General features: G+C 61.2%; 17 protein-coding genes. All 17 read right to left on the minus strand.

Annotation, left to right across the window (positions count from 1 at the left end; translation table 11 throughout):
- The coding region (gene rplF, locus EN991_RS14905) for a 50S ribosomal protein L6 (RefSeq protein ID WP_127369037.1) at positions 1–224 on the minus strand (224 nt) is incomplete at its 3' end.
- 89 nt (positions 225–313) lie between these two features.
- A complete protein-coding gene (gene rpsH, locus EN991_RS14910) occupies positions 314–712 on the minus strand; it encodes a 30S ribosomal protein S8 (RefSeq protein WP_013531431.1) in 399 nt (132 codons plus the stop codon).
- Positions 713–724: 12 nt separating this feature from the next.
- The gene (rpsN, locus tag EN991_RS14915; protein ID WP_013895695.1) at positions 725–1,030 is read right to left on the minus strand and encodes a 30S ribosomal protein S14; all 306 of its coding nucleotides are present in this window, start codon (positions 1,028–1,030) and stop codon (positions 725–727) included.
- A 27-nt stretch (positions 1,031–1,057) separates the two neighbouring features.
- Positions 1,058–1,657: a 50S ribosomal protein L5 gene (gene rplE, locus EN991_RS14920; protein WP_013531429.1), complete on the minus strand. Its 600-nt coding sequence runs from the start codon at positions 1,655–1,657 to the stop codon at positions 1,058–1,060.
- The gene (gene rplX / locus EN991_RS14925; protein WP_013531428.1) at positions 1,650–1,964 is read right to left on the minus strand and encodes a 50S ribosomal protein L24; all 315 of its coding nucleotides are present in this window, start codon (positions 1,962–1,964) and stop codon (positions 1,650–1,652) included. The genes rplE and rplX overlap by 8 nt, the downstream gene beginning before the upstream one ends.
- Before the next feature lie 12 nt (positions 1,965–1,976).
- Positions 1,977–2,345, minus strand: a complete 369-nt coding sequence (gene rplN / locus EN991_RS14930) for a 50S ribosomal protein L14 (protein WP_006205457.1) — start codon at positions 2,343–2,345, stop codon at positions 1,977–1,979.
- An 83-nt stretch (positions 2,346–2,428) separates the two neighbouring features.
- Positions 2,429–2,668 (minus strand): 30S ribosomal protein S17, encoded by a 240-nt coding sequence (gene rpsQ, locus EN991_RS14935; protein ID WP_010909280.1) that lies wholly within the window; start codon positions 2,666–2,668, stop codon positions 2,429–2,431.
- 11 nt (positions 2,669–2,679) lie between these two features.
- Entirely contained in the window at positions 2,680–2,880 is a 201-nt protein-coding gene (gene rpmC / locus EN991_RS14940; protein WP_006205459.1) for a 50S ribosomal protein L29, read from the minus strand.
- A 13-nt stretch (positions 2,881–2,893) separates the two neighbouring features.
- Complete coding sequence (rplP, locus tag EN991_RS14945) at positions 2,894–3,307, minus strand: 50S ribosomal protein L16 (RefSeq protein ID WP_013531427.1); 414 nt, start codon at positions 3,305–3,307, stop codon at positions 2,894–2,896.
- Positions 3,308–3,334: 27 nt separating this feature from the next.
- On the minus strand, positions 3,335–4,060 hold the full coding sequence (gene rpsC / locus EN991_RS14950; RefSeq protein WP_013531426.1) for a 30S ribosomal protein S3: 726 nt from the start codon (positions 4,058–4,060) through the stop codon (positions 3,335–3,337).
- Positions 4,060–4,449 (minus strand): 50S ribosomal protein L22, encoded by a 390-nt coding sequence (gene rplV / locus EN991_RS14955; protein ID WP_006205462.1) that lies wholly within the window; start codon positions 4,447–4,449, stop codon positions 4,060–4,062. The genes rpsC and rplV overlap by 1 nt, the downstream gene beginning before the upstream one ends.
- A 2-nt stretch (positions 4,450–4,451) precedes the next feature.
- Positions 4,452–4,730 (minus strand): 30S ribosomal protein S19, encoded by a 279-nt coding sequence (gene rpsS, locus EN991_RS14960; RefSeq protein ID WP_006205463.1) that lies wholly within the window; start codon positions 4,728–4,730, stop codon positions 4,452–4,454.
- A gap of 16 nt (positions 4,731–4,746) precedes the next feature.
- Complete coding sequence (gene rplB, locus EN991_RS14965) at positions 4,747–5,580, minus strand: 50S ribosomal protein L2 (RefSeq protein WP_024505067.1); 834 nt, start codon at positions 5,578–5,580, stop codon at positions 4,747–4,749.
- Between the two features lie 22 nt (positions 5,581–5,602).
- Complete coding sequence (locus EN991_RS14970; protein ID WP_013531424.1) at positions 5,603–5,896, minus strand: 50S ribosomal protein L23; 294 nt, start codon at positions 5,894–5,896, stop codon at positions 5,603–5,605.
- A complete protein-coding gene (gene rplD, locus EN991_RS14975; RefSeq protein WP_013531423.1) occupies positions 5,893–6,513 on the minus strand; it encodes a 50S ribosomal protein L4 in 621 nt (206 codons plus the stop codon). The genes EN991_RS14970 and rplD overlap by 4 nt, the downstream gene beginning before the upstream one ends.
- On the minus strand, positions 6,513–7,241 hold the full coding sequence (rplC, locus tag EN991_RS14980) for a 50S ribosomal protein L3 (protein ID WP_013531422.1): 729 nt from the start codon (positions 7,239–7,241) through the stop codon (positions 6,513–6,515). The genes rplD and rplC overlap by 1 nt, the downstream gene beginning before the upstream one ends.
- 61 nt (positions 7,242–7,302) lie before the next feature.
- A complete protein-coding gene (gene rpsJ, locus EN991_RS14985) occupies positions 7,303–7,611 on the minus strand; it encodes a 30S ribosomal protein S10 (protein ID WP_010909272.1) in 309 nt (102 codons plus the stop codon).
- Between the last annotated feature and the right edge of the window lie 124 nt (positions 7,612–7,735).

The raw sequence follows: 7,735 nt of genomic DNA on the forward strand, positions 1-7,735 counted from the left end.
ATGTTGACGATCTGCGTGCGCGACATGCCCCACTTGGAGCGGGCGGTCTTGGTCTGGTCGCGCGGCTGGACAGCGATCTCGCTGCCTTCCATCTTGACCAGCACTTCGTCGTTCACCACGAACTTCAGCTCACCCTTGGGGCCCTTCGCCGTCACGGTCTGGCCGTTGACGGTCGCGGTCACGCCCTGCGGCAGCGAAACGGGTTTCTTTCCAATACGAGACATTTTGTTGTCCTCGTCACTTCTCTTGTTTCAGGTCTCTGTCTTCGGGAACGATCCGAAGACCGGATTCCACTTTGCGGTCAACTGCCAGATCAGAAGATCTGGCAGAGGATCTCACCGCCGACGTTCTGTTCACGTGCTTCATGGTCGGCCATCACGCCCTTCGGTGTCGAAAGGATGGCGATGCCGAGGCCGTTTGCGACCTGCGGAATCGACTTGGCCGAAACATAGACGCGGCGGCCTGGCTTCGAAACGCGGGCTATTTCGCGCACGACCGGCGCGCCGTCGAAATACTTCAGCTCGATCTCGATTTCGGACTTGCCGTTGTCGAAGTCGGTCTGGCTGTAATCGCGGATATAGCCTTCAGCCTTCAGCACGTCGAGGACGCGGGTGCGCAGACGCGAAGCCGGCGTCGAAACGCTCGACTTCTTGCGGCCATACGCGTTGCGGATGCGGGTCAGCATATCGCCGAGAGGATCGCTCAATGACATGTTATGTCCTCCTTACCAGCTCGACTTGACCAGGCCCGGGATCTGGCCGTTATTGCCGAGATCACGAAGCGCGATGCGCGATACTTTGAGCTTGCGATAGTAGGCGCGCGGACGGCCGGTGACTTCGCAGCGGTTGCGGATGCGGATCTTGGCCGAGTTGCGCGGCATGGCGGCAAGCTTGAGCTGAGCGCGGAAACGCTCTTCCATCGGCTTGGACTGATCCATGATGATCGCCTTGAGCGCAGCCCGCTTGGGACCGTACTGGTCGGCAAGCTTGCGGCGCCTGTTGTTCTTCTCGACTGAGCTGGTCTTTGCCATTTCAGATTTTTCCTTTTCTCGCTGCCGTTACTGGCGGAAGGGGAAGTTGAAGGCCTTGAGCAATGCCCTGGCTTCGTCGTCCGTCTTCGCAGTCGTACAAACGATGACGTCCATGCCCCAGATCTGATCAACCTTGTCGTAGTTGATCTCCGGGAACACGATGTGTTCCTTGATGCCCATGGCGTAGTTGCCACGGCCATCGAAGCTCTTCGGATTCAGTCCGCGAAAGTCGCGGACGCGCGGCAGTGCGATGTTCACGAGACGGTCGAGGAACTCATACATGCGTTCCTTGCGCAGCGTGACCTTGGCGCCGATCGGCATCTTCTCGCGGACCTTGAAGCCGGCGATCGAGTTGCGGGCGCGGGTGACGACGGCCTTCTGGCCGGCAATCATCGCCAGGTCTTCGGCCGCGATCGAAGGCTTCTTCGAATCGGCGGTCGCTTCGCCAACGCCCATGTTCAGCACGATCTTGTCGATGCGCGGAACCTGCATCTCGTTGTCGTAGCCGAACTGTTCCTGCAGCGCCTTGCGGATGGTCTCGTTGTAGACCTGCTTGAGGCGCGGCGTGTTCTGAGCCTTGGACTGTTTGCTTTCAGCCTTGGGCTTCGTGGTTTGAGCCTTAGCCATTGATGACTTCTCCCGAGCGCTTGGCGACGCGCACCTTCTTGCCGTCCTTCTGGAAGATGAAGCCGACGCGGGTCGGCTTGCCATCCTTGGGGTCGGCCAGCGCGATGTTCGACAGCTGGATCGGCGCTTCCTTGGTGATGATCCCGCCCTCTTGGGACTGGGACTGCTTCTGGTGACGGCGGATCATGTTGACGCCACGCACCAGCGCGGTGTCTTCCTTCGGCTGTACCGAGAGGACTTCGCCCGAACGGCCCTTGTCCTTGCCGGCCAGCACGACGACCTTGTCGCCTTTTCTAATCTTTTGCATTGGTCCGGCTCCTTACAGCACTTCAGGCGCGAGCGAGATGATCTTCATGTGGTTCTTGGCGCGGAGTTCGCGCGGAACCGGTCCGAAGATACGCGTGCCGATCGGCTCTTTCTTGTTGTCGACGAGAACGGCCGCGTTCTTGTCGAAACGGATCACGCTGCCGTCCGGGCGGCGGATGTCCTTGGCCGTGCGAACCACGACCGCCTTCATCACATCGCCCTTCTTCACGCGGCCGCGCGGAATGGCTTCCTTGATCGACACCACGATGATGTCGCCCACGGAAGCGTATTTCCGCTTCGAGCCGCCCAGCACCTTGATGCACATGACACGACGGGCGCCGGAATTATCCGCGACGTCGAGGTTTGTTTGCATCTGAATCATGACTGGCCGCCTTCTTCTCTTCTAACGGGATGGGCTCAAAGCCCCTCCCCGGTCTGTCCAAAATTCGTTGTTTACGCCCGAGGTCAGGCTTGGTCCGAAGACACGACGATCCAGCGCTTGTCCTTGGAAATCGGCTTCGATTCCTGGATGAACACCTGATCGCCAACCTTGTGGGCGTTGTTCTCGTCGTGCGCCTTGTACTTCTTGGTCATGCGCACGGTCTTCTTCATCACGGGATGCGTGAAGCGCCGTTCGACCTTGACGACAACCGTCTTCTCGTTCTTGTCGCTGACGACGGTGCCCTGCAGAATGCGCTTTGGCATGGTTTTCGTCCTTAAGCCTTCTTAGCCGCGGACTTTTCCGCAGCGATGGTCTTGATACGCGCAATGTCCTTACGAACCTGTCTCACGCGCGCGGTCTTCTCGAGCTGGCCGGTGGCCTTCTGGAAGCGCAGGTTGAACTGCTCCTTCTTCAGGCTGGCCAGGTCGTCGGTCAGCTGGTCCTGGGTCTTGGTCCGGATGTCTTCGGCTTTCATGATCAGCCCGTCCTTATTCTGCGATGCGCTGCACGAAGCGCGTCTTGACCGAGAGCTTGGCCGCGCCGAGACGCAGTGCCTCACGGGCGGTTTCTTCATTGACGCCGTCGATCTCGAACATGATGCGGCCTGGCTTGACGCGCGCCGCCCAGTAATCGACCGCGCCCTTGCCCTTACCCATGCGGACTTCGGTCGGCTTCGAAGTGACCGGCACGTCCGGGAAAATACGGATCCAGACGCGACCAGCGCGCTTCATTTCACGGGTGATCGCGCGGCGGGCCGCCTCGATCTCACGTGCGGTGACGCGGTTCGGCTCAAGCGCCTTCAGCCCGAAACCACCGAAATCCAGGTTGGTGCCGCCCTTTGCGGTACCATGGATACGGCCCTTGAACTGCTTGCGGAACTTTGTGCGCTTTGGCTGCAGCATCGTTCTAACTCCAAATTCCTAAATGTCTCAGGCGTTTTCGCGACGACGACCGCGTTCGCGATCACCACCACCGCCATGCGCTGCATCGCTTTCGCTGGCCCGACGCTCCGAAGCCATCGGGTCATGCTCAAGGATCTCGCCCTTGAACACCCAGACCTTGACGCCGCAGATGCCATAAGCCGTGTGCGCTTCGGCCGTACCGTAGTCGACGTCCGCACGCAGCGTATGCAGCGGCACGCGGCCTTCGCGATACCATTCCATGCGCGCGATCTCGGCGCCGCCGAGGCGGCCGGCGCAGTTGATGCGGATGCCTTCGGCACCGAGGCGCATCGCCGACTGAACGGCACGCTTCATGGCGCGGCGGAACGCGATACGACGCTCGAGCTGCTGGGCGATCGACTGGGCGACCAGGGTCGCGTCGATCTCCGGCTTGCGCACTTCAACGATGTTGAGGTGCGTCTCGGACTTCGTCATCTCCATCAGCTTCTTGCGAAGCTTCTCGATGTCGGCGCCCTTCTTGCCGATGATCAGACCCGGGCGCGCGGCATGGATGGTGACGCGGCACTTCTTGTGCGGACGCTCGATCACGACCTTCGAGATGGCAGCCTGCTTGAGCTCCTTCTCGAGATACTTGCGGATCTTGATGTCCTCATGCAGCAGCTTGCCGTACTCGCCGGTGTTCGCGAACCAGCGCGAATCCCAGGTGCGGTTGATGCCGAGGCGAAGACCGATCGGATTGACTTTCTGGCCCATTATGCGGCCTCCCCTTTTTCTTCGACTTCACGAACGACGATCGTGAGGTGCGAGAACGGCTTCTCGATACGGCTGGCGCGACCGCGGCCACGGGCATGGAACCGCTTCATGACGATCGACTTGCCGACATAGGCTTCCGCCACGATCAGTGCATCGACGTCCAGGTCGTGGTTGTTTTCCGCGTTGGCGATTGCCGATTCCAGCGTCTTCTTGACCGTGCCGGAAATCCGCTTGGCCGAGAATTCGAGATCGGAAAGCGCTGTCGCGACCTTTTTGCCGCGGATCAGCGCGGCAACCAGGTTCAGCTTCTGCGGGCTGATACGGATCGTGCGCAATACGGCGCGCGCTTCGTTATCAGCAAGCCTGCGCGGAGCTTTGGCCTTGCCCATGATTATTTCCTCTTCGCCTTCTTATCCGCGCCGTGACCGTAATAGGTCCGGGTCGGAGCGAATTCACCGAACTTGTGACCGACCATGTCCTCGTTCACCGAGACGGGAACATGCTTCTGGCCGTTGTAGACACCGAAGGTGAAGCCGACGAACTGCGGCAGGATGGTGGAGCGACGGCTCCACATCTTGATCACCTCATTGCGACCACCTTCACGAACCTTGTCCACCTTCTTGAGAAGGTAGCCGTCAATGAAGGGGCCTTTCCAAATCGAACGAGTCACTTGGCGTTACCTCTTCTTAGCTCTTGCGCTGATGGCGCGAGCGCAGGATGAACTTGTCGGTCGCCTTGTTGGACCGCGTCTTCTTGCCCTTGGTCGGCTTGCCCCAGGGCGAAACCGGATGGCGGCCACCCGATGTGCGGCCTTCGCCGCCGCCGTGCGGATGGTCGACCGGGTTCATGGTCACGCCGCGATTGTGCGGGCGCTTGCCACGCCAGACCGTGCGACCGGCCTTGCCGTCATTGATGTTGCCGTGGTCCGGATTGGACACGGCGCCAACAGTGGCCATGCAGGAGCCGTGAACGACACGCTGCTCGCCCGAATTGAGGCGCAGGATCGCCATGCCCTGGTCACGACCGACCAGCTGACCGTAACCACCTGCCGAACGGGCGACCTGAGCGCCCTTGCCCGGCTTCAGCTCGATGTTGTGGACGATGGTGCCGACCGGCATCGAAGCCAGCGGCATCGCATTGCCCGGCTTCACGTCGACCGATTCACCGGACACGATCTTGTCGCCGGGAGCCAGACGCTGCGGAGCGATGATGTAGGACAGCTCGCCATCGTCATACTTGATCAGCGCGATGAAGGCGGTGCGGTTCGGATCGTACTCAATGCGCTCGACCGTGCCGACGACGTCGAACTTGCGGCGCTTGAAGTCGATGATGCGGTACGAACGCTTGTGACCACCGCCGATGAAGCGGGCGGTGATGCGACCGTGATTGTTGCGGCCGCCCGACTTGGTCAGGCCTTCGGTCAGACCCTTGACGGGCTTGCCCTTGTAGAGGCCCGAGCGGTCGACGATGACCAGCTGACGGGTGCTGGGCGTTACCGGGTTGAATTTTTTCAGTGCCATTGTTCTGTCCTCGCGGCCTTGCTCAGAGACCCGTCGCGACGTCGATCGACTGGCCATCGGCCAGCGTCACAACCGCCTTCTTGACGTCGCTCTGGCGGCCAACCGTGCCACGGAAGCGCTTGATCTTGCCCTTGCGGACAAGCGTGTTCACGGCCATCACCTTGACGCCGAACAGCGCTTCGACGGCGGCCTTGATTTCCGGCTTCGACGCCTTCTTGGCGACGTTGAAGACGACCTTGTTCTGCTCGGAGGCCATGGTCGACTTTTCGGTGATCGCCGGCGAGACGATCACGTCGTAATGACGAAGGTCGGTCATTTAAAACGCTCCTCGAGAGCCTCGACGGCGGCCTTCGAAAGGACCAGCGTGCCGCGGCGCAGAATGTCGTAGACGTTGATGCCCTGGATGGGCAGCACGTCGATGTTGGGGATGTTCGTCGCCGCCAGCTTGAAGTTCTTGTCAAGCTCGGCGCCGCCGATCAGCAAAGCATTGGTCAGGCCCAGCGTCGCGAAATTCGCGATCAGCGCCTTCGTCTTGGCCTCGGTCAGCTTCAGCTCGTCGATGATGATGATCGACGCGCTCTTGGCCTTGGCCGAGAGAGCATGCTTGAGGCCGAGAGCGCGAACCTTCTTCGGCAGTTCGTGCTCGTGGCTGCGAACGACCGGGCCGTGGGCCTTGCCGCCGCCGCGGAACTGCGGAGCGCGTGCCGAATGGTGACGGGCGCGGCCCGTACCCTTCTGCTTGTACATCTTGGCGCCGGTGCGCGCGATCTCGGCGCGACCCTTGGTCTTGTGCGTGCCCTGCTGCTTCTTGGCAAGCTGCCAGCGCACGACGCGCTGCAGGATGTCTTCGCGCGGATCAAGGCCGAAAATCTCGTCGGAGAGTTCCACCTTGCCGGCGTCCTTGCCGCCCAGCGTTGTGATCTTGAGATCCATTATTCCGCTCCCTCTGTGGCCGGAGCCTCGTTCTTGGCGCCACTTTCGGCAGCAACGGCGCGGATCGCGGCAGGCTTCGGCGCATTGGCCGGCAGTGCCACCTTGGCCGCATCGCGGACCAGGATCCAGGCGCCCTTCGATCCGGGAACCGCACCGCGGATCAGGATCAGGCCGCGGTCGGCGTCGGTCGATACGATCTCGACATTCTGCGTGGTGACGCGGGTGTCGCCCATGTGGCCAGCCATATGCTTGCCCTTGAACACTTTGCCCGGGTCCTGGCGCTGGCCGGTCGAACCGTGCGTACGGTGCGAAACCGAGTTACCGTGCGTTGCACGGCCACCGCCCATGTGGTGGCGCTTGATGACGCCCTGAAAGCCCTTGCCGATCGTCGTGCCCGTCACATCGACCTTCTGGCCGGCGACGAAGTGCTCGACGGTGATCTCGGCGCCGACATCGATCATGTTGTCGGCGGAGACGCGGAACTCTGCGACCTTCGCCTTCGGCTCGACGGAAGCGGTCGCGAAATGGCCGCGCATCGCCTTCGACGTGTTCTTCACCTTGGCAAGGCCAACGCCGAGCTGAACGGCGGTGTAGCCATTCTTCTCTTGCGTGCGCTGGGCCACGACCTGGCAGTTCTCCATCAGGAGAACGGTGACGGGAACATGTTCCCCGGCATCGTTATAGATGCGGGTCATTCCCACCTTCTTTGCAATCACACCTGAACGCATCGGTTCAATTCCTTTAGAGTTCCGGGCCAGGGGCACCGCCCCTTACCGCGCTCTCATTCCCTTAGAGCTTGATCTCGACGTCGACGCCGGCGGCCAGATCGAGCTTCATCAAAGCATCGACCGTCTGCGGGGTCGGATCGACGATGTCGAGCAGACGCTTGTGCGTGCGCATCTCGAACTGCTCGCGGCTCTTCTTGTCGACGTGAGGCGACCGGTTGACCGTGAACTTTTCGATCCGCGTCGGCAGCGGAATGGGGCCGCGGACGTTTGCACCGGTACGCTTGGCCGTCGACACGATTTCCTTCGTCGAGGCGTCGAGCACGCGGTGGTCAAACGCCTTAAGGCGGATGCGGATATTCTGTCCGTTCATGCGTCACTTCCTTGTTCTGGCGCGGCGCGGGCAACTCCCGCGCCCGCGACAGATCGGTTTAAGTCCAAATTACTCTTTGATGGTGACGACGATGCCGGCACCGACGGTGCGGCCGCCTTCACGG

This window comes from Mesorhizobium sp. M7A.F.Ca.US.005.03.2.1, from assembly GCF_003997795.1.
GTDB lineage: Bacteria > Pseudomonadota > Alphaproteobacteria > Rhizobiales > Rhizobiaceae > Mesorhizobium > Mesorhizobium ciceri.

Coding starts and splice junctions, on each gene's coding strand:
- rplD (WP_013531423.1), bottom strand. CDS start 6,513: ATGGATCTCAAGATCACAACGCTGGGCGGCAAGGACGCCGGCAAGGTG.
- rplP (WP_013531427.1), bottom strand. CDS start 3,307: ATGCTGCAGCCAAAGCGCACAAAGTTCCGCAAGCAGTTCAAGGGCCGT.
- rplC (WP_013531422.1), bottom strand. CDS start 7,241: ATGCGTTCAGGTGTGATTGCAAAGAAGGTGGGAATGACCCGCATCTAT.
- rplX (WP_013531428.1), bottom strand. CDS start 1,964: ATGCAAAAGATTAGAAAAGGCGACAAGGTCGTCGTGCTGGCCGGCAAG.
- rplV (WP_006205462.1), bottom strand. CDS start 4,449: ATGGGCAAGGCCAAAGCTCCGCGCAGGCTTGCTGATAACGAAGCGCGC.
- EN991_RS14970 (WP_013531424.1), bottom strand. CDS start 5,896: ATGACCGACCTTCGTCATTACGACGTGATCGTCTCGCCGGCGATCACC.
- rplN (WP_006205457.1), bottom strand. CDS start 2,345: ATGATTCAGATGCAAACAAACCTCGACGTCGCGGATAATTCCGGCGCC.
- rpsJ (WP_010909272.1), bottom strand. CDS start 7,611: ATGAACGGACAGAATATCCGCATCCGCCTTAAGGCGTTTGACCACCGC.
- rpsC (WP_013531426.1), bottom strand. CDS start 4,060: ATGGGCCAGAAAGTCAATCCGATCGGTCTTCGCCTCGGCATCAACCGC.
- rpsQ (WP_010909280.1), bottom strand. CDS start 2,668: ATGCCAAAGCGCATTCTGCAGGGCACCGTCGTCAGCGACAAGAACGAG.
- rplB (WP_024505067.1), bottom strand. CDS start 5,580: ATGGCACTGAAAAAATTCAACCCGGTAACGCCCAGCACCCGTCAGCTG.
- rpsH (WP_013531431.1), bottom strand. CDS start 712: ATGTCATTGAGCGATCCTCTCGGCGATATGCTGACCCGCATCCGCAAC.
- rpmC (WP_006205459.1), bottom strand. CDS start 2,880: ATGAAAGCCGAAGACATCCGGACCAAGACCCAGGACCAGCTGACCGAC.
- rplE (WP_013531429.1), bottom strand. CDS start 1,657: ATGGCTAAGGCTCAAACCACGAAGCCCAAGGCTGAAAGCAAACAGTCC.
- rpsN (WP_013895695.1), bottom strand. CDS start 1,030: ATGGCAAAGACCAGCTCAGTCGAGAAGAACAACAGGCGCCGCAAGCTT.